General features: G+C 71.4%; 20 protein-coding genes and 1 pseudogene. 5 read left to right on the forward strand and 16 right to left on the reverse strand.

What is annotated here, in order from left to right:
* A partial coding sequence (locus tag ABT158_RS49255) for a helicase-related protein (RefSeq protein WP_352366094.1) occupies positions 1 to 368 on the forward strand: 368 nt, incomplete at its 5' end.
* A gap of 150 nt (positions 369 to 518) precedes the next feature.
* Here ABT158_RS49255 and ABT158_RS49260 read toward each other — a convergent pair.
* The 12 genes from ABT158_RS49260 to ABT158_RS49315 all read right to left on the reverse strand — a co-directional run bounded on the left by ABT158_RS49260 (position 519) and on the right by ABT158_RS49315 (position 17,026).
* Complete coding sequence (locus ABT158_RS49260; protein WP_352366096.1) at positions 519 to 1,595, reverse strand: thiopeptide maturation pyridine synthase; 1,077 nt, start codon at positions 1,593 to 1,595, stop codon at positions 519 to 521.
* A complete protein-coding gene (locus tag ABT158_RS49265; protein ID WP_352366098.1) occupies positions 1,592 to 1,747 on the reverse strand; it encodes a hypothetical protein in 156 nt (51 codons plus the stop codon). The genes ABT158_RS49260 and ABT158_RS49265 overlap by 4 nt, the downstream gene beginning before the upstream one ends.
* A gap of 527 nt (positions 1,748 to 2,274) precedes the next feature.
* A complete protein-coding gene (locus tag ABT158_RS49270) occupies positions 2,275 to 4,860 on the reverse strand; it encodes a lantibiotic dehydratase family protein (protein ID WP_352366100.1) in 2,586 nt (861 codons plus the stop codon).
* A 12-nt stretch (positions 4,861 to 4,872) separates the two neighbouring features.
* Entirely contained in the window at positions 4,873 to 5,028 is a 156-nt protein-coding gene (locus tag ABT158_RS49275; protein ID WP_352366102.1) for a hypothetical protein, read from the reverse strand.
* A 501-nt stretch (positions 5,029 to 5,529) separates the two neighbouring features.
* Positions 5,530 to 7,125, reverse strand: a complete 1,596-nt coding sequence (locus ABT158_RS49280) for a carboxylesterase/lipase family protein (RefSeq protein WP_352366104.1) — start codon at positions 7,123 to 7,125, stop codon at positions 5,530 to 5,532.
* Positions 7,126 to 7,408: 283 nt separating this feature from the next.
* Positions 7,409 to 9,082: an amylo-alpha-1,6-glucosidase gene (locus tag ABT158_RS49285; protein ID WP_352366106.1), complete on the reverse strand. Its 1,674-nt coding sequence runs from the start codon at positions 9,080 to 9,082 to the stop codon at positions 7,409 to 7,411.
* A 71-nt stretch (positions 9,083 to 9,153) separates the two neighbouring features.
* Positions 9,154 to 10,851 carry a carbohydrate-binding protein gene (locus ABT158_RS49290; RefSeq protein ID WP_352366108.1) on the reverse strand — a complete coding sequence of 566 codons (1,698 nt, stop codon included), beginning with the start codon at positions 10,849 to 10,851 and terminating at the stop codon, positions 9,154 to 9,156.
* A 103-nt stretch (positions 10,852 to 10,954) separates the two neighbouring features.
* Positions 10,955 to 12,865: a glycoside hydrolase family 127 protein gene (locus tag ABT158_RS49295; RefSeq protein WP_352366110.1), complete on the reverse strand. Its 1,911-nt coding sequence runs from the start codon at positions 12,863 to 12,865 to the stop codon at positions 10,955 to 10,957.
* 26 nt (positions 12,866 to 12,891) lie between these two features.
* Positions 12,892 to 13,698, reverse strand: coding sequence for a carbohydrate ABC transporter permease (locus tag ABT158_RS49300; RefSeq protein WP_352366112.1), 807 nt, complete (start codon positions 13,696 to 13,698; stop codon positions 12,892 to 12,894).
* Positions 13,695 to 14,657 carry a carbohydrate ABC transporter permease gene (locus ABT158_RS49305; RefSeq protein WP_352366114.1) on the reverse strand — a complete coding sequence of 321 codons (963 nt, stop codon included), beginning with the start codon at positions 14,655 to 14,657 and terminating at the stop codon, positions 13,695 to 13,697. Before ABT158_RS49305 ends, ABT158_RS49300 begins: the two co-directional genes overlap by 4 nt.
* Before the next feature lie 12 nt (positions 14,658 to 14,669).
* Complete coding sequence (locus ABT158_RS49310) at positions 14,670 to 15,929, reverse strand: sugar ABC transporter substrate-binding protein (protein WP_352366116.1); 1,260 nt, start codon at positions 15,927 to 15,929, stop codon at positions 14,670 to 14,672.
* 68 nt (positions 15,930 to 15,997) lie between these two features.
* Positions 15,998 to 17,026 (reverse strand): LacI family DNA-binding transcriptional regulator, encoded by a 1,029-nt coding sequence (locus tag ABT158_RS49315; protein WP_352366118.1) that lies wholly within the window; start codon positions 17,024 to 17,026, stop codon positions 15,998 to 16,000.
* A 263-nt stretch (positions 17,027 to 17,289) separates the two neighbouring features.
* Here ABT158_RS49315 and ABT158_RS49320 point away from each other — a divergent pair, with 263 nt between their 5' ends.
* Positions 17,290 to 17,589 carry a hypothetical protein gene (locus ABT158_RS49320; protein WP_352366120.1) on the forward strand — a complete coding sequence of 100 codons (300 nt, stop codon included), beginning with the start codon at positions 17,290 to 17,292 and terminating at the stop codon, positions 17,587 to 17,589.
* 176 nt (positions 17,590 to 17,765) lie between these two features.
* Here ABT158_RS49320 and ABT158_RS49325 read toward each other — a convergent pair whose 3' ends face one another.
* From ABT158_RS49325 to ABT158_RS49335, 3 genes are read right to left on the reverse strand one after another with little or no spacing between them, the layout of a single operon-like run.
* Entirely contained in the window at positions 17,766 to 18,611 is an 846-nt protein-coding gene (locus ABT158_RS49325; protein WP_352366122.1) for an alpha/beta fold hydrolase, read from the reverse strand.
* Between the two features lie 14 nt (positions 18,612 to 18,625).
* A complete protein-coding gene (locus tag ABT158_RS49330) occupies positions 18,626 to 19,081 on the reverse strand; it encodes a cupin domain-containing protein (protein WP_352366124.1) in 456 nt (151 codons plus the stop codon).
* 5 nt (positions 19,082 to 19,086) lie between these two features.
* A complete protein-coding gene (locus tag ABT158_RS49335) occupies positions 19,087 to 20,121 on the reverse strand; it encodes an alpha/beta fold hydrolase (protein WP_352366126.1) in 1,035 nt (344 codons plus the stop codon).
* A gap of 210 nt (positions 20,122 to 20,331) precedes the next feature.
* Here ABT158_RS49335 and ABT158_RS51395 point away from each other — a divergent pair.
* Positions 20,332 to 20,496 (forward strand): annotated as a pseudogene (locus ABT158_RS51395) (helix-turn-helix domain-containing protein); the annotation flags it as partial.
* A gap of 399 nt (positions 20,497 to 20,895) precedes the next feature.
* Here the strand turns inward: ABT158_RS51395 and ABT158_RS51400 are convergent.
* A complete protein-coding gene (locus ABT158_RS51400; protein ID WP_502911635.1) occupies positions 20,896 to 21,540 on the reverse strand; it encodes a hypothetical protein in 645 nt (214 codons plus the stop codon).
* A 278-nt stretch (positions 21,541 to 21,818) separates the two neighbouring features.
* Between ABT158_RS51400 and ABT158_RS51405 the strand changes: the two genes are divergently transcribed.
* Both ABT158_RS51405 and ABT158_RS49355 read left to right on the forward strand, forming a co-directional pair.
* Positions 21,819 to 22,559, forward strand: a complete 741-nt coding sequence (locus tag ABT158_RS51405) for a tetratricopeptide repeat protein (protein WP_502911636.1) — start codon at positions 21,819 to 21,821, stop codon at positions 22,557 to 22,559.
* Between the two features lie 111 nt (positions 22,560 to 22,670).
* Positions 22,671 to 23,336 (forward strand): alpha/beta fold hydrolase, encoded by a 666-nt coding sequence (locus ABT158_RS49355; protein ID WP_352366128.1) that lies wholly within the window; start codon positions 22,671 to 22,673, stop codon positions 23,334 to 23,336.
* Positions 23,337 to 23,493 lie beyond the last annotated feature (157 nt).

Raw genomic sequence — 23,493 nt, forward strand, 5'->3', positions numbered from 1 at the left:
AGAGCGGCCACGTCACGGCGCTGGTGGCCACCAACGTCGCGGCCCGCGGCATCCACGTCGACGACCTGGACCTCGTCGTCAACGTCGACCCGCCGGGCGACCACAAGGACTACCTGCACCGCGGCGGCCGCACCGCCCGCGCCGGCGAGTCCGGCAGCGTCGTCACCCTGGTGCTGCCCAATCAGCGCCGTGACATGACCCGCTTGATGGCCGACGCCGGTATCGTCCCGCAGACCAGCGAGGTCCGTTCGGGCGAGGCCGAGCTGAGGCGCATCACCGGCGCCCAAGCTCCCTCAGGCATCCCCGTGACCATCACCACACCGGTCGTCGATCGCCGGTCGGGACGAAACGGCAGACGATTCCGGTAACAGCGGATCGGGGCTCGCCCAAAGCCAGGCAGCCAAGGCTTCTGGGCTGTCGGCAAGAGTGCTGAAGAGATCGGGCCGGGCGGTGCAGATACCCGGCCGATCTTGCGCATGAGTTGGCTGACGGCCCTCTGCCGCTGCGCAGAAGGCGACTCAGCCGCTGAGCACGTAATCGCGGGCCTTCTCCAGAGAGGAGACGCCATACTCCTCCTCCACCGCGGAGGCGATCAGATGGCAGAACAGGTACCGCTGGATCGGGGTGATGCCGAGCCTGGCCAGGTGCGCGTAGAGCATGTTGACCACGAGGCGGTGGGCGAGGAACCAGTCCGATCCGAGGATCTCGGTGCGGTACCGGTCGGTCGACATGAGCACGTCGAAATAGTCGACGGGGTGGCGGCGGCCGGCCACCGGCTGGTCGGGGACGTCCAGGTCGATCTCTTTGCGGGCCAGCAGCGGGAGAGCGATCTCCTTCTGACGCTGGATGAAGGCGATCCAGTCGCGTACGTGCGGCGCCGGGTCGCCCGCGTCGATCGACGCGACCAGGTCGACCACCGTCGCGCGCATTTCCCTGGCGTTCTTGCGATACCTGGCTTCGAACGCGGCCGTGACCGCGTCCCGGTTCTCGCAGGACGAGACGGCCGCTGCGGCGTGCGAGCGGTAGGACATGTAGCCGCGGCCGATCGGCGGGACGCTCACGTGCGCCAGGGCGGTCATGAGGTCGATGGCGACCGCGAACAGCGCGAGCTCGCCCCGGCGGACCTTGTCCAGCGTGCCGAAGGCGAGCCGGGTGCTCTCCGCGGCGGCCGCGTCGATCAGGTTCGCCAGCGGCCGGCCGCCGAAGACGCGCAGCCGGTCGTCGTACGGCTCGGTCTGCAGGGAGTTGTCCGGGTACCAGGGCTGCAGCGGGCCGGTCTCGTGCTCGAGTACGACCAGCAGGCGGTGGGCGGCGAGTTGCTCGTGCTCGTCGAGGCGGGTGGTGGACGGGTGCTCGCGCAGATATCTGGTGATCGTCTCGGTCGCGACGGGGAGGATCTCGCGTTCCCAGTCCCGCAGGGACGCGCGGAAGTTGAGCCGCAGATGCGGTCCCTGGCGCCAGTGGCGGACGAGGTACGGCTGCTGCAAGAGGCCGTCCAGGTGCCCGAGCAGCGGGCGGACGCAGTCCAGGATCAATCCGTCCTTGTCCTGGTCGTAGTAGCGGATCTGGATGCTGTGCCAGGGGAGGCTGCTCACGAGGTTCCCTCTTTCCGCGCCGGCCCGTCCAGGGTGACGGCGGTCAGGTAGCGCAGGTGCGCTTCTTCGACGATCGACAGGCCGAGCCGGTTGCAGAACAGGTGGACGCACCGGTTCAGCACGATCAGGACGTCGTGGCGTTCCGCGTCCACCGAGGCGCGATGCCTCCTCCCCGCGGACCGGATGGAAGCCTCCGGCCCGCTGGAGCGCGACAAGGCGCCGGTGCAGGGTGTCGATCGAGCGCCACCATGCGCCGAGCGAGTCGTGAGCGTCGCCCGTGTCCGGAGCACCGCTCGGGCGCGGCCCGTCGGCGGAGGGAGCAGGGGCGTGGCTCTCGGACGAGGCGGTGCGGGCGGCGATGAGCCGGCACCGTTCGGCCTGCGTGATGAGGGCTTCGCGCTGTTTCGTGAAGATCTCCGCCTGCCGGGCGCGGGCCGGTTCCGGATCCCAGCGGTCACGTTCCCGGGCCGGCAGGGGGCTCAGGCGGCGGGGGTCGGGTTCCCAGGCCACGAGGACCAGCATCATCGCGGCGAGGGCGTGGCCCAGCCGCCGCCGATGGTCGTGCTCGCCGCGCAGGATCGCCGGCGCGAAGCGTTCGCGCGGGCCGCTCTCCCAGTACCGCAGGAAGAGCAGAAGGTCGGCGCCGGCCTGGTGGAAGGCGTGCAGCGAGATCAAGCGGTCAGGCATGGCCTACCTCGACCACGTACTCGGTCACATGACGGCGGTCAGGGTGGCCGCCGTCTCCTTCCAGGCCGAGCGCCGCCGCGAAGTCCGGGAGCAGCTCACGGAAGACGACCACCGATCCGCTCGCGTCCAGCCCTCGGTCGAACAGCGTGACCAGCGCGGGGTCGGCCAGATCGAGATAGGTCGGTTTGGCGAGCCGCACCATGTGCAGCCTTTCACGGACCGGCACGCCGGGATCGCCCGAGGAGACGAAACAACGTTCCGGCAGGGAGTGCTCGGCGAACCAGGCCGCGAGCGCGAGCAGGTGCGCTGCAGCGGAGCTCTTGCCCCGGCGCGGGATTTCGCGCACCGGGACGTACCAGGCGGCACGGGCTACGGTGACCCGCCCGACCGACACCCGGGCCGTACGCTCGACACGGGCCGGCACCGGCTCCGGCGGGCGGGAGAAGATCGACGCCAGCTCCGTCACCGGGCTGGGCATGTCGCCGAAGAGCTGGAGCAGGAGGCGGGCCGTACGCGGCAGCAGCATGGGCGCGACCATCCCGGTGTACACCGGCCGGAGCCGGGTGCCGTGCCCGGCGTGCACCAGAACGAGGCCGCCGGCGCCGCACTCGTGCCGGACGGCCAGGTCCCGCAGGTCGAACGGGGCCGGGCCGCTCGGGACCACGCCCGGATAGCCGATCTCCTGAGCCGCCACCGGGGAACGCAGGTTGACGTTGCTGCCGAACAGCCCGGTGATCTCCACCGGCATGCCGCGTTCCGTCCCGAGCAGGCGGTTCTCGTCGGCGGGAACTCCGGCGACCCGCAGCAGGCGGTGCACGCGGCTGCGCATCGCGCCGTGCCCCGGGCCAAGACCGTTGAGCACCAGCCGCACCGGCGTGCCGTCCGGCGAGCTGATCGTCTGCACGAAGCAGGACAGCGACCCCGCCGGACGGACGAACTCGGGGCGGTCGGTGGCGAGGGCGGTCAGCACCGTCGGGTCGATGGCAAGCGCGTCCGGGGTCTTGGGCAGCAGCTCGCGCACCGAGGCCAGCGCCGCCGTCCGGGCGTCTCGAAGCTCGTCGAGCCGGGGCACGGCGGGCGTCCGGCCGGGCGGGTGCCGCTCCTGCCACGGGTACATGAGCGCGTGCAGCTCACCGGCCGGGGTGCCGGGTGCGGCCGGATGGGTGCGCTGCGCGAGCATGCGGTGGAAGCGCCCGAACGGCACCTGCGCGCCGGCGCCGAACCACTCCGCGAACAGGTCGGCGGCGAGCAGCCGGGCGACGCCGTCACGATCGAAGACCGCCGCGAAGTCGACGATCGCGTGCAGGTCGCCCAGGGCGGGACGCCAGGCGGCCAGGCCCAGCCGCGGGCCGGACGTGGTGACCACGGCGTTCTCGTGGAAGAGGTTGCGGTCCGGCAGGCGATCGGCATCGTCGCCGGCAAGTTCGGTGAACGCGGACCGTACCTTCCGCTGCAGCGCCTCACGTTCAGCCACGCAGGCCGCCTCCGGGTAACGAGCGAGCGCCTCCTGCACGGCGGCCAGCGCCTTGCCCGCCGGATGCGTGCCGAGCCGATCGGTCAGGTCGGCGAGGTGCGCGGCGGCCTGGTCGGCGACCGGGGGGTGGAGTTCCACCACTCCCAGGTCGACCAGTCGGCCGAGCGCGCCGCCGGCCTGGGTACGGAGGTCGTCGTACGGTGGGCGCAGCAGCTCCCGGAGCGATTGGGACGCGGCGATGCCGCTGTACGCGTCTTCCTGGCCGGTCACGTACCAGAGGCGGCCGTCGTCCTCCTCAAGGCTTGGGTTGGGCCTGACCTCGAAGAGGGCGGCGAGCCCGCCGTCGGCGCGGGCCAGGTCGGTGAGCAGCCGGAGCAGCAGGGGCACGTTGGGCTCGACAGCGCTCCGCCACGCCCATGGCCCGTCCCAGAGAACCGGCTCGCCGTCGTCGCTCCACTGTCCCAGAGCCGCCATCATGAAGGTGGCGTGCGGGCTGGTCTTCGCCACGACGCGGGCCAGGTACCTGGTGAGCCGGAGCGCGACCTGGCGCGGCGGGACGCTGCCGGGCGGCGAGGCCAGCCACTGGCGCAGCGCGGCGGCCATCGCCGGTCCCGCCTGGAGCACGCCGTAGCCGAAGGCGTCGGTGCCGACCCACCGGCGCAGCACTTCGTAGGTGCCCCGGCGCTCCTGATCGAGCAGGTCCGGCAGCTGTCGGACGAGCGCGTCATGCCCATCGAAGTCCGTGAGCCAGGCCGCGACGCGCGGACCGAGGCCGGAACCGAGCTCCACCGGCCAGGTACGGCCCGCCGGCCGTCTTGCGTTGTACAGCGCCCGCCGCAACGCCACCAGCGCCGGTCGCGCCGGGCCCGGCCCGACCGCTCCGATCACCGGCTCCAGTTCGTCCGCGAGCCGCCGGCCCTCGACGGCCAGCCGGCCACGGGCCGCGAGGATCTCCTGGACGCTCCGCCACGTGGCCGTGCACCTCAGCTCCGCGAGCGCCGTCACCGGTAGCGCGGCGACCCTGGCGACCACGGTCGCGTCCACCGTGCGGCGAGCCGCGTCGATCCCGACGCGTCCCGGCAGGCCACGACGCGTCGAGACCATGTCAGGGGAGGCTTAGATGAGCCAGCTCGTGCGCGCGATGCCTGAGGCGCCCACTTCGGTGTTGCCGAGACCCATGCCCAGGGCCTTCACGAGATCCTCGCCGGGGAGCTCGATCGTCATCACGTCGAGCGTGTCCAGATCGAGGCGGAGCGGTTCGTCGGTCGCCATCTGCACTCCCATTCTTCCCGCCGGAGCGGGCGATATCGGTGACGATCAACACCATAAGCACGGTCGGCGATCTCGTCCATCCGACAAGGGGGCGATAAATGAGCGGAAAGCGCTGAGGTCGCACATTAATCGACCCGCCGCGCTGCGGTGACGAGTGTCGTCACCTTTCCGACCAGGCAGGCGTCACCGTAAGTGTGATGACCCAACCAGTCAATTTCACGATGGTGAGAGATTGCTGTCCGCCGAAGTATCACCGATGCCCAGCGAAATGTTTCAGACGGGCGGAAGGGGGGCCTGGAGTAAGCTTCGGAAGGTCGACGCGATTGAACGTCACATATTTGTTTCGCCGCCACGCCGCCACGCCGCCACGCCGCCACGCCGCCAGGCGCCGGCCACTGGCGGCCGTCCACGTCCTCCGTCCCGCATCACGAGGATGGCGCCGGGGCATCGTGCGCACGCCTGGGGCCGGCTTCTGCTGGACCGGCCGTGGTGCGGGGCAGGTCAGAGGGTTGCCCAGAAGCGACAGTCGTGTCGCTTGGTGTAGTCGGTGGGGGAGATGGCGCCAGGGGCGAGCGCAAGTGCGTGGTCGCCGTCGAACCTCCCCCATTTCGGCAGTCCGGCGGTGTTGGGATCGCCTGTCGCCGCGAAGCGCGTCCAGTACTGGATCATCTGCGCGGACAGTTTCCGCTGTGCCGGATCGAGTGCCTCGTACGACTGCCCCATGTCGAAAAGGGAGAGCAGCTCGGACCCGTGGTAGGCGGCCAGGGGCAGGCCCAGGTCCGGCGCGGGCGGATTCGGGTCGGCGAACTCGAACATGTAGGTCGGTACGTGTCCGGCCAGCATCCGCGCTTCGTGGACGGCGGGGCAGGCGGCGGTGAAGTCGGTGCCGACGGCCGCGAACGCGAGCGCCGGCGACCTGTAGCGGGCAGCGGGGTACTCGGCGGCGATCTTGACGGCCTTGGCGGCGCCGAAGGCCTTGACGAGCTGGGCGCGGTAGGCGGGCTCGTCCGCCAGGTGGAACAGGGAGGCGAAGAGGGTGTGCTCGTCGCGGGTGGTGCCCTCGATCACCGGGACCCTGACGAACCGGCCCTTGGCGAAGCTGGTCCACGGTTCCCGGGGCACCAGAGGGGTGTCGTAGGCGGGAGAGTGGAAGGGGCCGTTCAGCGCGAGCAGGTCCTTGGCCGGGACACCGCGCAGGCAGGCCAGGTCTTCGGTGTCGGAGCATGCGGGCGGCTCGGGGAGGAGCCTGGCTGCCGTGCGGCCGCGCCGCTGCAGTACGGTGCGGTCGATCCACAGCTTGGACGCGCCGTCGCCAGGAGCTGACAGCTCTCCGGTCCAGTCCGGCTTGCATGAACCGCTCTGGATGGCAGCCCGCTGGAAGAGGCCGGCCGCCTGAGGCGAGGCCAGTTGCCCGCACACGCTGATCCCGCCCGATGACTGTCCGGCCAGCAGGACGCGGGAGGGGTCTCCTCCGAACGCGGTGATGTTGCGTCGTACCCATCTCAGGGCGGCCTGCTGGTCGGCCAGGCCGTAGGTGCCCGAATCGGGGAGGTCGGGGTGGCCGAAGAATCCGAAGACGCCCAGGCGCGAGTTCACCGTCACCACCACCACGTGGCCGTCCCTGACCATGCGCGCCGGGTCGTAGTCGGCTCCGGAGCCGGAGCTGTACCCGCCGCCGTGCAGCCAGACGACCACCGGAAGCTTCCTCGACCGGTCGGCTGGGGTGGTCACGTTCAGGTACAGGCAGTCTTCGGAGGAGTGCTCGGCGAGTCCGCCGTTCTCGCCGGTCTGCGGGCAGCTCGGGCCGGGCGCCTTGGCCTGCCGTACGCCTCTCCACGCGGCCGGCTCCTGGGGAAGCTGCCAGCGCAGGGCTCCCACTGGGGGCTTGGCGTAGGGGACTCCCTGGAACCTGCGCACACCGTCACGGTCGGTTCCTGCGACCTCGCCCTTGTCCGTGGCGACCGTGACCGTCGACACGTCCTGGACGTGAGCCGTGCCGTGCGGGGCCGTCACTGCGGCGAAGGTCGTCGCCTGGGACGGAGTGGGGGCGAAGGCGAGGCCGAGGGCCATCGCGGCGGCAGCCGGGCGAACGACCACGCCGACACGAGTTCTGCGCCGCCTTCCACCGCCGTGCCCGCGCTGTCCCCGACCTGCCTCTTGCGTACTCATGCCTTCATGGTTTCGGGGCTTCCTGCGCGTGCGCAGCGCCCATCGGTCTGCATGGGGTCCGTCTTTGGAGAACGCCGCTGTAGCCGAAAGTCGCGACTGGACCGTTCGATGTCCGGGCTCGCCCCAGCGACCACGTCCAGTGATCAACTGCAAATGGCGTGTGGCGGTGCGAAAACCTCGCCACAGCACTACAAGCTCCATTCGGCGGCGGTCACGGCCGGCCACGCCGTTCGTGGGCCGCGGCGAGGATGAGGTAGGCGCTGGCCGTCCAGGTGTAGGCGCGGTCGCGCAGCCCCTCCCCGGTGCGGGCGTCGAAGTTCTCGGCGAACCCCGACTTCTCGCACAGCGCGCGGAAGCGGGCGCTGACCTCGTCGGCCAGGTCCGGGTATCCGGAGCGGCGCAGCCCGTCCTCGATCAGGACGGTCGACGGCGCCCAGATGGGGCCTCGCCAGTAGCCGTCGTCCTGGTAGTGCGCCGAGGCGGGCAGTTCGGTGGCGGGCCCGAACGCCGTCAGATGCCGCTCGATCTTCGCCGCCAGCGCCGCGCGGACGGGCCGGGGCAGTTCCTCCCCCAGCACGATCGGCATGAGGTCGAGCAGGCTGGAGCCGCCCCAGGTACGGCCCGAGAGCACGCCACGGGCGACGAAGCGCTCCCCGTCCCACAGCTCGGCGAGCAGGGCGTCGCGCATCCGGTCGGCCCGCTCCGTCCACAGGGCCGACGCGTCCGGGCCGGGCGCGAGGCGGGCCAGCTCGCGCATCTGCAGCACGAGGAAGGCGGCCAGGTCGGCGGTCTCGACGACCCGCTCGGGGTCGAACGTGGTGGCGTTGTCCCAGCCGCTGTCGTTGCCGTGCTGGTAGTGCGCCAGTTCGCGGCCGGGGGCGCGGCGCGCGTCGAGCCAGAACGCGGTCCAGCGTTCCAGCAGCCGGTAGCTCCCGGCCTGATCGGACGGGGGCGGAAGGTGGCGCAGGGCCCAGCCGTGGACGGGTGGCTTGACGAAGTTGTGCAGGATCTCGGAGTGGGTGACGGAGTCGGGCAGCGCGCCGGCGGCGTCCTGGTGGTCGAAGGGCAGCCGGTACTGGTCCCAGGCCAGCTCCGGCAGCCCGGGGGCGAGGGCGATGGCGTTGAAGCAGTGGTCCCAGCTCCACACCTTGTCCATCCAGTGCTTGGACATGAGCACGGCGGGTCGGGTGACGAACCCGGCGGGGCGGACGGTGGCCGACCAGAGCACGTACGCGGCCAGTTCGGCGGCCGGCGTGCGGTCGCCGCGCCAGGGGGCGACCGCCGCGGCGAACGCGTCGAACTCCGCCCGCGCCGCCTTGGCGACCTGCTCGAAGGAGCCGGTGCTGACGTAGGGGGCGCGGGCGGTCTCGTACTCCTCGACGGCGATCTCCCACTCGCCGTCGTCCAGGACGACGCCGCGCTCGGCGGCGCCCAGCGCCTGCGCGCCGAGCGGTTCGGCCCGGCCGCCGAGGAGGGTGATCCGGTAGCGGCGACCGGTCTGGTAGACGGTGAACACGTACGAGCCGTCGACGGGATCCTGGTAGAAGTACGGGCCGCTGAACGGCGTCAGGACCGGGTCCGCGGCCAGCAGCCGCAGCCCGAGACCGCGGCCGCGCAGGCGCGCGGTGTCGGCGCTCTCGTAGGCGAGGTCGATCCGGCCGCCGCCGCCGCTCCAGGTGAGCCGGTGCGGGGTGGCCGTGATCGCGGTCTCGGCGCCGGGCACCAGCTTCAGAATCGGGTGCATCCCGGTTTGGTGCGAGACCAGGTGCACCTCCTCGGCGTAGGTCCGCTCCGCCACCACGGGGGAGAATCCGAACCAGGAGCCGCGGTAGCCGAACGGTATCTCCCACAGGGAGAACGCCGGCCCCTGGGCGGCGACGGTCATAGACGAAAGTCCCTTCTCTGTCTTCGATCGCCGGGAGCGGCGCCGGCGGCGCCGCTCCCGGCGTGGGTCCGTCAGGTGAGCTGGATGTAGTCCAGTTCGGCGTACCCGGTGCCGCCCGCGAAGTGCGGCGAGCCCTTGGCCAGGCGGATCACGTTGTAACCCGCCTTCAGCGTGACCGTCGTGCTGATCGTGGCGCCGAACTGGCCCCAGCCGGCGGTCGGCGGGTAGCTGACCGTGCTCCAGGCGCCGCCGTTGTAGGCAAGGCCCTGGGTGGCGGTGGCGCCGGTGCCGTTGGCGTAGCCGATCAGCATCGTGTACGCCTGCGCCGCCGGCACGTTGACGACGAAGTCGACGTAGCTGTCGGTGCGCGGCGTGCCGGAGTTGTCGATGCGGCCCACGTAGCCGCCCGCGGACGCGCTGGAGCTGGTCAGCCGCTGGGCGCGGAACACCGAGGCGTTCTCGGCCTCGTACCGCTGCTGGTAGGCGGGCACGCCGGAGGCGGGTTCGACAAGGAGCTGGTAGGCGCTTCCTGCGACCATGCCGGGCACCGAGACGCTGAGCTGCCCGCCGCTGACCGTGCGGGTCGTGGTGGACACCGTGGTGGGCGCGGCGACGGCGGTGAAGCGGCCGCTCGCGGGGGTGGACAGCAGCGTGACGCGGACGCTGGAGCCGAGCGCGCCGAGGCCGGTCAGGTTGACGGTGTTGGTGCCGGCCTCGTTGCCGAACACCACGTTGACGATCTTGCGGGTGGGGTCGTAGGCCGCGAAGCCGTCCAGGCCGGTGGTCGTGGTGGAGGCGGTGGTGACCATGTTCCCGGCCATGTCGCCGTACCACTTGTACAGCCACCAGGTGCCGGTCGGCTGGTTGTTGTCGACGACCAGGCCGTTCATCGTGCCGTACTCGTACCAGAAGGCGCGGTGGGCGGATTCGACGCCGCCGCGTTCGAGCTTGGCGACATAGCTGGCGATCGACCCCGGTACGTCCACCTCGCTGGTGGTGGCGTACTCGTTGACGGAGATGCGGCGCGGGCTGATGCCGAGCGAGGACTCCAGGTTGCGGTAGTCGGCGATGTCGGCGGCGATCCGCGCGGGGCCGCTCAGCTCGTGCCAGCAGATGATGTCGGGCAGCGTCCCGGTGTCCCTGGCGTGGGTCAGGAACGACTGCATCCAGGAGCGGCTGTAGACGGCGGTGCTCGGGCCGACGATCGGCGTCTGCGCGTCGAGGGCGCGGACCGCCCCGAACGTCCGGGTCCAGCCGTCGTTGAAGGAGCCCGCGGCGGCGGTGTTCCAGGTCCAGTCGGGCTCGTTCCAGAGCTCCCAGCCGATCACGTTGGTGACCGTGGTGGCCGACAGGCGGGCGTTGACCATGGTGGTGACCTTGGCCAGCCAGTCGTTCCAGCTCACCCACTTGTACGGGAAGTCCGGGTAGATGTCCGGCATGCGGATGAACTCCCCGGCCCCGGCCCGCGTGGCCTGCGGGGCGACCAGGAGCGAGTCGCCGCCGGGCGGCTGGCCGTTCGGCTTCTGGCCGACACCGGGGGCGGGCTGGGTCAGCGAGTTCAGCTTGAGGGGTAACAGGGTGGAGTCGGCCGGGCGGGAGTTCTCCGCCAGGCCGTACAGGCCGCCGGCGGCGACGTGGGTGACCGGCCGGAACGAGCGGCCGACGTCCACGGTCAGCGTCGCGCCGGCTGCCGACGCCGGGGGCGAGGCGCTCACCAGGGTCGCGGCGACCACCGCGACGGCGAGGGCTGATGCCCGGGTTCTGCGCATCGTTCTGCCTCCTTGTGCTGGTTGTGCGAGAGGTGGAGCAGGACCGGCCCCCGACGCCGTTCGGCCCTTGGCGGCCGGCGTCCCGGGCGGGACGCCGGCCGGGTCATGAGGATGCGGGCAGCCAGACGCGCATGGCCGACGGCCCGCGCCGCGCCCACGCGTGGTACGGCCGCAGCCGCACGTCGAACCCGTCGTCGCCGGAGGCGTCCGGACGGGCGGCGGCGTAGGGCCATCCGGCGCCGGCCCGCGCCCGGGAACGCCCCGTGACCAGAGCACCGCCCGCGTCGGCCGCGGGCCCGCCGCTCGCGTCGATCACCAGGGCGTCGAGCAGCCCTGGGGCGGGAAGGTCGTGGGACTCGACGCAGAGCACCTCCGGGCCGCGCTCGACCGCGACGCACCCGCGTACGGCGTCGATGCGCGGGTCGGGCCAGGTGAACCGGGGCCGCACGGGCAGGTCGAGCGTGACGACGTCCCCGGCGCGGAAGGCCCGCCGGACCGTCACCGTACCGGGTGCGGCCGGGCGGGTACGGCCGTCGTCGGTGAGCGTGGCGCCCTCGGCCCAGGCGGGGACCCGCAGCGACAGCGTCCAGGGGGCGGAGGCGTCCTCGGTGATCCGGACGTGGACGGCCCCGTCCGCCGGGTAGCCGGTCTCGACCTGCGCCGCCACCCGCCTGCCGTCCGGCAGGTCGGCCGCGATGACGCAGGGGGCGTACTGGTGGAGCTGGAGGCCGTCGCCGTCGGTCGTGGCGAGGTAGGCGTCCAGGACGGCCAGCGTCCGGGCGACGTTCGTCGGGCAGCAGGAGACGTCGAACCAGGCCGCGCGGACGCCCGACTCCGCGCGCGGGCTGACCTCGGTGCCGTCCGACGGCCTGCCCGGGGTGCGCTGGTGGAGGGGATTGGCGTAGAAGAACGCCCGGCCGTCGTCGGCGGGGGACGAGGCGATGACGTTGTAGAGCGTGCGCTCGATCAGGTCCGTGTACCGCACGTCGCCGGTGGCCAGGTGCAGCCGCCACGAGACCATGATCGAGGCGACCCCGGCGCAGGTCTCGCAGTAGGCCCGGTCCGGCGGCAGCTCCCAGTCCTCGCCGAAGCCCTCGTCCTGATGGCGCGAGCCCATCCCGCCGGTGATGTACGTGCGGCGCGCGACCGAGCGTTCCCACTGCCGCCGCACCGCGTCCAGCAGCTCGTCGTCGCCGCGCTCGACGGCGACGTCCACGGCCGCGGCGCTGAGGTAGAGCGCCCGTACGGCGTGGCCGCGCCACACGTCGGCCTGCCGGATGGGGACGTCGTCCTGGAAGTAGGCGCGGCCGAGCGGGATGTCCCCGAGGGTGCCGTGGCCGCGGCGGTCGAGGAACAGGCGGGCCTGCTCGACGTAGCGCGCCTCGCCCAGGGCGCGGCCGAACTCGGCCAGCCCGACCTCGATCTCCGGGTGGCCGCAGATCCCGGCCCTGCCGCCGGGGCCGAAGGTGCGGCAGACGTGGTCGGCGGCCCGGCGGGCGACGCGTACGAGCTCGTCCTCGCCGTGGGTGCGCAGGCGGGCGACGGCGGCCTGGAGCAGGTGGCCGGTGTTGTAGAGCTCGTGGCCTTGTTCCAGGTCAACGTAGCGGGGCGGCTGTCCGCCGTGGCCGAAGCAGGTGTTGAGGTAGCCGTCGGGGTCCTGCGCGCGGGCGATCCGCGCCGTGAGCCGCTTGATCGCGCTCTCCGCCTCCGCCTCGCCCGTACGGAAGCTCTCCCAGGCCAGGGCCTCCAGGAGCTTGTAGACCTCGGAGTCGGAGAACGGCCAGCCGGGCCGGTCGGACGCGGTCGTGCCGTCGGCGACGCGGTCGAAGTTGGCCAGCCAGCCGAGGCGTTCCATCCAGGTCTCGCAGTGGGCCAGGGTCGCCGCGGCGTTCACGGCCTGGCGGTCGCCCCAGAACCCGCCCGTGATGGAGACCTGCGCGAGCCCGAGGGGACGTACCGGCCCCCGGGACGGGAGCACGGGCACGGGATGGGCGGCCGTCGGGCCTTGTGTCATGTCGTGTGCCTTTCGGGAGATGACGCTCAGTCCTTCACCGCGCCCGCGGTGACCCCGGCGGCGATGTAACGCTGCGCGAGGACCAGGAGGAACGCGGCGGGGACGGACGCGATCACGGCGGTCGCCATGATCGAGTTCCACTGGGTCGTGTTGTTGCCGATGTAGCGGAAGATGCCGAGGGTGATCGGGATCGTGTCGCTGTTGCGGTTGAGGGTGGAGGCGAAGATGAAGTCCGACCACGCCCACAGGAACGAGAAGAGCGACACGGTGATCACGGAGTTCCTGCTGAGCGGCAGGATGATCGAGCGGAACGCGCGCCAGGTGCCCGCGCCGTCGATCTCGGCCGCGGACATGAGCTCCTTGGGGATGCTCGCCATGAACGCCCGGAACAGCAGCACCGCGAACGGCACGGCCAGCGTCGAGTCGGCGACGACCAGCCCCCAGACGGTGTTCAGCATGCCGAGCCTGATGTAGATCGCGTAGAACCCCATGGCCATGACGACCGCGGGGATCATCTGCGCCACCAGCAGCAGGAAGTCGATCGCGCGGGCTCCGCGCGGGCGCAGCCTGGCCAGCGCGTACCCGGCGGGCAGCGCCACGACCAGGGTGAGCGCCACGGTCGCGAGGCCGATGAACAGGCTGGTCGCCAGCGCGGGCAGCTGCTGCCCGAAGGCCGAGGCGTACCCCTCGAACGTCGGGTCCCAGGGGAACCAGTGGGGCGGGTCGGCCCGCATGTCGCCGGTCCTGGTGAGGGAGACGTTGACCATCCAGTAGACCGGGAAGAGCATCACGCCCACCAGGACGACGCCCACGACGGTCTTCCACGCTCTCATGCGGCCTCCTTCCGCAGACGCACGTGCACCAGCCCGGCGGCGAACGCGATGAGGATGAGCAGGTTGCCCACGGCCGCCGCAGGGGAGAAGTCGGGCTGCCCGGTGCCGAACGCCTCCCGGTACGACCAGATGGCGAGCGTCGTGGAGGCGTCGGCGGGCCCGCCCCTCGTCATGATCCAGATGATGTCGACGACCTTGAGCGTGTAGATCAGGCCGAGCAGCAGCGTGATCGCCGACACCGGGCGCAGCAGCGGGAACGTGATGCGCCAGAACCGCTGCCAGGCGTTCGCGCCGTCCAGGCCGGCGGCCTCGTACAGGTCCGGCGAGATGTTCTGCAGGCCGGCGTACAGGATGACCAGGTTGAACGGGACGCCCAGCCAGATGTTGGCGACCGTGACCGCGAGCAGCGCGGTGTCGGGCGAGGTCAGCCAGTTGATCTGGCCGATCCCGAACGCCCCGAGGAAGGCGTTGACGATGCCGTTGTCGCTGTTGAGCATCCACGACCAGGTGGAGGCCGAGACGATCAGCGGCAGCAGCCACGGCACGAGGAACATCGCCCGCAGCACCGCGCTCAGCCGGAAGCTCCGGTGGAAGAAGACCGCGAGCGCCAGGCCGATCGCGTACTGGAAGGCGATGGACACCAGCGTGAACAGCGCCGTGGAGCCGAGGGCCGACAGGAACGCGTCGTCGGAGACGATGTCCAGATAGTTCTTCAGCCCGGTGAACTCGGGGTTGCCCTGCACGAACGCGCGCGGCGTGTAGTCGTGCACACTGAGCTCGACGTTGCGGTAGAGCGGGTAGGCGTAGAAGACGGCCAGGTAGACGATCAGGGGTGCGAGGAAGGCGAGGGCCGTCCACCGCCGGGCCGGCCGCCGGCCGGGGCGCCGGTGACCGGGGGCGGCGCCGGCCACCACCGGGGGGCGGGCGGCGGCGACCGCGCCGTGCCGAGATGAGTTCATGAGGGGTCCTGCTCAGCCGCCGACGGCCTGCTTGGCCTTGGCCTGCGCGTCCTTCAGCGCGTCGGCGGGCGACGCCGCGCCGCTCAGCGCCTTCTGCACCGCGGTCCACATGGCCTCGGAGATCTTCGGGTACGCGGTGCCCAGGTTGTCGCTGGTACGCCCCTTGGCCGACCGGACGGCCTCGACCCACGGCTTCAGGCTCGAGTCCTTGGCCAGGATCGCCTGCTGCCCCTCGGCGGTGGAGGGGATGTAGTACGCGAAGGTCGTACCGGTCTCGACCAGGCCCTGCGGCGTGGTCATGCATTCGAGGATCTTCTTGGTGGCCGCGTACCGCTTGGTGTCCTTCTGCGTCGGGACGGTGATGAACTCGCCGCCGGTCGGGGTGGGCGCGGCGCCGCCGTCCTTGGCCGGGATCTGCACGACGCCGGTCCGGAAGCCCGCCTTCGCGGCGCTGTCGACCTGCCAGGTGCCGTTCTCGGCGAAGGCGAACTCGCCGGTCAGGAACTCCTCCCAGGTGGTGTTCTGGGAGTTGCTGAGCACCGAGTTGGGCGCGATGCCGTCCTTGACCCAGGAGTTCCACAGCTCCAGCGCCTGCACGGCCTGCGCCGAGTCGAGCTGTGTGAGCTGCCCGCCCGCGCCCCAGAGCCACGGCAGGAACTGGAACGATCCTTCCTCGGTGCCGATGGCGGCGAACGTGATCGGCTTCTTGCCCGCGGCCTTGACCTTCTTCAGCGCGGCGTTCAGCGAGGCCCAGTCCTTGATCGAGGCGGGGTCGACCCCAGCCTTGTCCAGGATGTCCTTGTTGTAGTAGAGCGCGAGGGTGTTGGCGCCGATCGGGATGCCGTACGTCTTGCCGTCGAGCTCGCCGGCGGCGATGAGGTTCTTGTCGAACCGGTTCACATCGAGCCCGAAGTCGGACATCGTGGTCAGCATGCCCGCGTCCGCGAGGGTGGAGACGGCGGGGTTGTCCAGGAGGATGACGTCGGGCGCGTTGCCTTCCTGCCCGGCCAGCAGGGCCTGGTTGGTCAGGGCGGTGGTGTCGTAGGCGGTGCGCTGGACGGCGACGCCGGCCTCCTTGGCGCAGGCGTCCACCCGCTTGGCCCAGGCCGACGCGGCGTCGTGCTGCGGGTAGGGGTCCCACCAGGTGTACGCGCCGGCGGCGGCGCCGCTGGTGGCGGTGCCGCCGCCCTGGGGCGCGGAGGCGCAGGCGGACAGGGCCAGAACGGCGGTTCCGAGGACCGCCGCCCGCACGGGAAGCGACGAACGGGTCATTCCGAGATCTCCATTGTTAGCGCTCACATCGAGCGGCGTCGAACGAGGTGCTGGGCTGGGGCACGGCCTCAGGGAGCGGCCGGGCCCGGGGGTGCGGTGCTCGCGAGCGAGACCAGCTCGGGCGAGATGAAGCGCACGACGGACGGCTCGCGCCGGGCCGCCGGGGATTCCACCCGGCGGACGAGCTGGCGTACCGCCATCGAGCCGAGGCGGTCGGGCGCGCTCTCGATGAAGGAGTAGGGCAGGGAGAAGGTCGCGGCGAACTCGGCGGAGTAGCGCCCGATGACGGACAGGTCCTCCGGCACCCGCAGGCCGCGCTGGTGGGTGACCGACGGCAGCGCCGCCGCCACCGCCTCGTTGTTGATCAGCAGGCCGGTCGCCGCCGGGTGGGCGTCGAGCAGGCCGTTGAGCAGCTGACCGACGGCCGGCTGCCGGGACTCGCCGTACACGGCGTGCAGGGTGACGCCGAGCAGGCGGGCCCGTTCGAGCGCCGCGTCGCGCAGGCGCCAGACGTACGCGCCGCCGCGTTCGACGACGTGCTCCGGCTGCGAGACCAGGATGAGCTCGCGGTGGCCGAGCCGGTGGAGGTGGTCCACCATGACCCGGCCGGCCTCCTCGAAGTCGAGGTCGAACACGTCGAGCCCGGAGCAGTCGCCGGGCAGGCCGACGAGCGCGCCCGGCTGCGGGGCGGCCCGCAGGACGGGCAGGCGGGCGTCCTCCTGCGCGATGTTCATCAGGACGACGCCGTCGACCATGCGCGAGTCGGTGATCCTGCGCAGCGCCCTCGCTCCGTCGGCCTCGGTGACCAGGAGGGTGTCGTAGCCCAGGTCGCGGGCGGTGTCGGTGACACCGAGGATGTACTGCAGCATCGCGGGGGCGAACTCGTCCTCGTGGAAGCGGGCGAGCAGGCCGAGGACCTTGGTCCGGGCGGTGGCGAGCGCGCGGGCGCCCGCGTTCGGCGTGTAGGCGAGCGCCTCGGCGGCCGCCTGCACCCGCCGGCGGACGTCCTCCGAGATGGGCCGCTTGCCCGACAGCGCGTACGACGCCGTGCTGCGGCTCACCCCGGCCTCCCGGGCCACGTCTCCGATCGTCGCCACTCTCACCTCCCGATCGTCGAACCGGTTCGACGGTGACGTTGCACTGCTCCCTCTCATCGCCGCCCCGGATGCCCCCTTCATGGAGAGAAGACGCAGGGACTCCGCGTGTCGGCGGCCTGCTCCGGTCACCGAACGAGCGAACCGGTTCAACGATGTGGCTCGACTGTTGTCCCAGAGCGGTCCGAGCGTCAAGAGCCCGCACACCCCCCGATATCGAATCGTGACAAGTCGATAATCCAGGGAAATCAAGCCATTGACGCGCGGTGCAGGGCTACGTAACCTACGCGAAACCCCTCGGCTCGCTCATGGAACGGTGGGTGCAGACCTGCCGCCGGGAACTGCTGGACCGCCGCCTGCTCTGGAACGAACGCCATCTACGCCACGTCCTGGGCGAGTACGAGAAGTTCTCCAACGAGCATCGCGCTCATCGAGCCCTCGACCAGGCGGCTCCATTCCGCGCCACCCCCGAACCGATCACGGAATCGGCGCGCGTCATCGACCTGAACACCCCCCGACAGGACCGGCTCGGAGGAGCCCTCCACGAACACTCACCTGCCGCTTGAACTGCACGGACGTAATTTTCGGCAGGCGCACCGATGGTGAGGACGGTACGCCGGCGTCCCTCGACAGTCGCGATCCGGCCGAGTCCGGGGTGAGCGCTGGGGCGGCCAGGTCCGGAACTGCGGCGGGCGCGGGGATCACGCCTGCCGCAGTACCGGACCGACGGGTTCGTGCGGGATCAGCGGGTGGCGCGGTCCGCCGCTGTGATGACAGCGGTGGTGGTGTCAGGCCGCGAGATCATGATCACGTGGGAGGCGTCCCTGACCTCACTGGTGTGCGCGCCGGCGCGCTTGGCCATGAAGCGCTGGGCCGCGGGTGGGATGGCCTGGTCGGTGCCGGCGACCAGGTACCAGGAGGGGATGGTCTTCCAGGCGGGCGCTCCGCTCGGGGAGCCGAGGGCGGCCAGGGCGGCCGGGCGCTGGGTGGCGGCCATCAGGGCGGTGTCGCGGGCGGGCAGGTCGGCGGCGAAGGCGGCGTGGAACTTGGCGGGGTCGACGTAGGCGTCGGTGCCGGTGCCGCCGCCGGGCAGCGGGTACGGGCGGGTGATCAGGCTGGTGGGCAGCCGGCTGCCGGGGAACCTGCCGGTCAGATCGAGCGCTGACTCGCCGTCCTCGGGTGCGAACGCGGCGATGAAGACCAGCGCCTTGACGTTGGGGTGGCCGCTGGCGGCGTTGGTGACGACCGCTCCGCCGTAGGAGTGGCCGACCAGGATGACCGGCCCGTCGATGGTGGAGACGACGCTCGACAGGTAGGCCGCATCGCCTGCCAGGTCCCGCAGGGGGTTGGCGGGGGCGATCACCGGATAGCCGGCCCCTTGGAGCCGGGCGACGACCTTGTTCCAGCTCGAGGCGTCGGCGAACGCGCCGTGCACCAGCACCACTGTGGGCTTGGCCGTACGGCCGGCGACCGCGGAGGCGGCGAACGGCGAGACGAGAGCCGTGACCAGGACGGACAGGACGGCAAGCGCCGGCGGCAGCAGGATCCGGATCCCCGCCCGGGGGAGCGGGGAGGTCTGTGGGGACATGGTGGAGCTCCTTGTCAGAGGTGAGCCGGCGGAGGACCCACGACGCGCAGGTGGTGCGCCGCGGCCGAGGCGATGACGGCTTCGATGTCGAAGGCGGCCGGCACGCCGTTCACGTCGGAGATGGGCGAGCCGTTGGCGGCGAACCAGTCCTCGATGCCGGCGGGACCGAAGGCGACGGCCATGCGGGCGTCCGGCGAGCGGACCAGGTAGCTGTGCGGGACACCGCGGGGGCCATGCGCGACGGCGCCGGCGTGCAGGTCATGGCGGTCGTCCCCGACGAAGAAGGTGATCTCACCGTTCAGCACGATCCAGACCTCGTCCTCCGCTTCGTGGACGTGCAGGGGCGGCGCGTGGCCCTCGGGGTCGGTGAACTCCATCACGCTCAGCGCGCCACCGGTCGCCGTGCCCGGCACCAGGATCTGGGCCCGGCCGCCGAGGAACCAGAAGGGGGCGGTTCGTTCCTTGTGCATGGGAGTCAGTCCTTCTTGAGGAAGCGCAGGAGGGTGCGGGTGAGCTGTTCGGGCCGCTCCTCGAAGATCCAGTGACCGGAGTTCTCGATGACGATCCCGGTCACGTCTCTGGCGTACCGGCGGACCTGGGTGGGGACGAAGTCGCCGAGGCTGCCGCGGGCGCCGATGGCGAGCACGGGCATGGTGAGCTTCCTCTTCCGGTAGGCGCTGTTGTCGGCGACGTCCTTGGGAAGGGCGCGGAACCACTCGAAACTCGCGCGCAGGTGGGCGTCGTCGCGCAGGTAGCGGGCGTACTCGCGGACCTGTTCTGCGCTGACGCCGTTCTTCTTGACTTCGAGGGAGTCGATGAACCGCTCCACCCACTGCTCCTCCCTGCCGTTCACCATGCTTTCGGGCAGGCCGTTGGTGAGGCTGAAGTAGCCGAAGTTCCAGAAGCCCGGCCCCTTGGAGGTGAGGGCGGGGAAGGAGTAGAGGGCCTTGTCGGGGATGGGCGCCTCGCTGAGGACCAGCTTGGTGACGTCGCCGGGGTGGGCGGCGGCGTAGGAGTAGGCGACCATCGTGCCGATGTCGTGCCCCACGAGCCTGATGTGCCGGTTGAGGCCGAGCTTGGTCAGCAGCCCGTGCAGATCGGCGGCGAGGGTCTTCTTGTCGTAGCCGCCGGCGGGTGCGTCGCTCTTGCCCGCTCCGCGTAGGTCCGGCGCGATGACCGTGTAGTGCTTGGCGAGTTCGGGCAGGACGTCGCGCCAGGTGTACCAGGTCTGCGGGTATCCGTGCAGCAGGACCAGGGTCGGCCCCCGTCCGCCGCGCACGTAGTTGATCGTGACGTCGCCGACCTGGGCCTTCCGCTCGCGGAAGCCCGCGGGAACGCGCGGCTCATGGCCGGTCTTCGCCGACGCCCCGGAGGCGACGGCGGGCGCCGCCGCGGCCTGCGCGGGGACGGCCGGGGCGAGACATGTGAGCACGCCGACCATCGCGATGGGCATGACGACGGCCAGGCGCCGTAGGAGAGTCGCCGGAGGGCCCGGCACCGCTGTGTTCATGGCGCAAACCGTAGAAACCGGCCTGCTTGCCGGGCGAGCGTCACCTGACTGCGTCACCGAGCGCTACGTGACTGCGAGTCGAGTCCGCATGGTCGACGCTCCGCGGGGACCCGAGGTCGCCGCCGCTGAGCTCCGCCGTAAGCTCTGGGCGAGAGTCACTGAATCGCGGAGAAGGGGCACCCGATCACCACACCCAGCTTCGCGGAGGAACTGCGTCGCCATCGGCGCGCGGCACGGCTGACGCATGAGCAGCTCGCCGAGGCCTCAGGGGTCAGCGCCCGGACGCTGTCGGACATGGAACGCGGACGCAGCAAAGGTCCCCAGCATCGCAACGTGATCGCGCTGGCCGACGCCCTCGGTCTGGCCGACGCAGACCGTGAACACCTCATCGAGCTGGCGCGAGAGGGCCGCCTTCGCGATCACTGGGCCCGCCCGACCGGGCTGTGCGAGCTGCCGCGCTCCGTCGACGACTTCACCGGCCGAGCCGCCGGACTGGCCTGGACGAGCGAGCTCTTGCGCGCCGCTGACGCGCCGGGCGCCGCAGGTGTGGGGCTCATCACCGGTTCTGCCGGGCTGGGCAAGACCACGTTGACCGTTCGCGCCGCCCACGCCCTGCGGCCGGACTTTCCCCATGGGGTGTTCTTCCTCGACCTGTTCGGCATGTCTGCGCAACCCCTGCCGGCAGACGACGCCCTGGGCATGCTGCTTCGCGCGCTCGGCATCGCCGATCAGCAGATCCCGGGCGACGAGGCCGGGCGCGCGTCCTTGTACCGGTCACTGCTGCGTGATCGGCGCGTGCTGGTCGTGCTCGACAATGCCGCCTCCGAGGAGCAGGTCCGGCCGCTGCTGCCGGGCGGCGGCGCGGGCAGGGCCCTGGTGACCAGCCGCCGGCTGCTGGCCGGCCTGGCAGGGGTACGTCGGCTCGCCCTCGGACCGCTGCCGCCGCTGGAGGCCACCGAGCTGCTGACGGGAATCCTCAAGGACCGCGGCGCCTCGGAGAAGGGGGCCGCTCTGGAGCAGCTCGCGCAGCTGTGCGGTGGTCTGCCCCTCGCACTCAGGATCGCCGGAAATCGGTTGGTCAGCCGGCCCGGCTGGAACGCGGCCGACCTGGCCGCCCGGCTGGCGAACGAGGAGCGCCGTCTGGACCAGCTCAGCGCCGGTGATCTCAAGATCGCCACTGCGTTCGGGTTGTCCTATGAGCAGCTGGCCATCGAGACCAAGCGGCTCTTCCGCCGCCTCGCCCTGGTGCCGGGCCGCAGCTTCGACGCCGCCCTGGCCGCCGTTGCGGGCGGCACGTCGATCGAAGAGGCATGGGACGCCCTCGACGAACTCGTCGATCTCGGACTGCTGCAGGACAGCACGTCGGGACGCTACCGTTTCCACGACCTGGTCCGGCTGTTCGCCCGCGACCGGCTTCACCGGGAGGAGTCCGCGGCAGAACGCGACGCGTTCACCATCGCCATGACGGCGTGGCTGCTGCGGACGGCCACGACCGCAGGGCGATGGTTCGAGCCCGGGTACGGCCGGCCGCACCAGGCCGGCCCCGATGCCGCCGAGCTGCCCTCCCAGCAGGCGGCCGACCAGTGGCTTCGCGCGAACGTGGACAACTGGGTGGGCGCGTTGCGCCACGGGACGGGCATCGGCCAGTTCGCCGCCGTCGTCGACTGTGCCGAGTCGATGGACTGGTTCTCCGACCGATGGATGCACGCGCCGCACTGGCACGAGGTCTTCAGCCTCGGTGCCGAGGCCGCCGCCGTCCTGGGCGACCCGGCCCGGCAGGCCATGATGCTGAACATGCTGTCCTGGGCTCACCTCCTGTCGCGAGACGACCCGGAGACCACCCTGCGCTACACGGCCCAGGCGAGGGACCTGGCCACCGCAGTGGCGCCACGACTCAGATCGCCCTGGCCCACCACCATGCCGGGGGCGCTCTGCGGCGGCTCGGGCGGCTCGACGAGGCCATCGTGGCGCAAACTCGGGCAGCCGAAATACACAAGGCCAACGGCGACATCGATCGCTACGGCCACTCTCTCGGCGCCCTCGGCACCTGCCTGCGCGATTCCGGACGCCACGGCAAGGCGCTGGAGCAGTACCTCGAACTGCTGACCCTGGTGAACGACGAGCGTTCGGGCATGACACCGAGCGTCGCGGCGATCATCCGGCCGATCGCTCTGGCCCGCGTCGGCGATTGCCTGGGACTGCTCGGCCGGCGGGCCGAGGCCATCGTCAAGCTCACCGAGGCGATCAGCCTCATGGAGCAGGTCCAGTTGCCCGTGCCGCAGGCCCGCTCCCTGGAGACACTGGCGGTCCTGCTGGCCGAGGAGGAGCGGACCGCGCAGAGTCGCCGTGCCTATGCGCGGGCGTCCGAGGTGTACGAGACCATCGGCGACGCCGAGGCGAGCAGCCGCTGCCGCAACCTCGCCATCGCCGCCCCCTGACCGTTTCCGTACTTCTGCGGGCTGTCCTGCGTGGCCTGGCCACGCGTGCGCGACTTGGATGGAGGGCACCAGGACAGGCGGCGCGCCTGTCCGTCCAGGGCAGGAGCTTCCATGACCGCCATCAGGAACGTCGTACTCGTGCACGGCGGCTTCGTGGACGGATCCGGCTGGCAGGGCGTCTATGACGAGCTGACCAGGGACGGACTCCGCGTCCACATCGTCCAGAACCCGACGCTGTCGCTGAAGGATGACGCCGCCATGACTCGCCGGGTCCTGGACGGCCTCGACGGCCCAGCGGTCCTGGTCGGCCACTCCTACGGCGGGGGCGTCATCACCGAGGCCGGCACCCACCCCAACGTCTCGTCGCTGGTCTACATCGCTGCGTTCGCCCCTGACGCGGGCGAATCGACCGGCACTCTCATCACCATGCCGGCCTCGCCCATCAGCCCTCCCCGGGAGGGCTTTCACTTCCTCGACCGCGACGAGTTCGCCGCCTCGTTCGCCGCCGACCTACCCGACCAGGTGGCCGCGTTCATGGCCGATTCGCAGGTCCCGTGGGGCGTGGACGCCGTCGGCGCGCCGGTCACCGATCCGGCCTGGCGGCACAAGCCGAGCTGGTACCTCGTCGCGACCGCGGACCGGATGATTCCGCCGTCGGCCCAGCGCTGGATGGCCGAGCGCGCCGGAGCGACGGTCGTCGAGGTCATCAGCAGTCACGCTGTCCACATCTCCCAGCCCGCCGCCGTCGCCGACCTCATCCGCGAGGCCGCGGCCTGACGACCCCGCCCTCGTAGGGGCCACCGGACCTGACCGGGAATCCCCCCGCGAGCCGCCCAGAGCACGCGCCGAGCTGACCGCACCCCTGAAAGGCCGGAATCCTCATGCCCCGCGTTCCCGAAGAAGGCGCGATCTCCGATCGCACGGCAGATACCGC

Origin of the sequence: Nonomuraea sp. NPDC001636 (assembly GCF_040298265.1) — a bacterium.
Lineage (GTDB): Bacteria > Actinomycetota > Actinomycetes > Streptosporangiales > Streptosporangiaceae > Nonomuraea.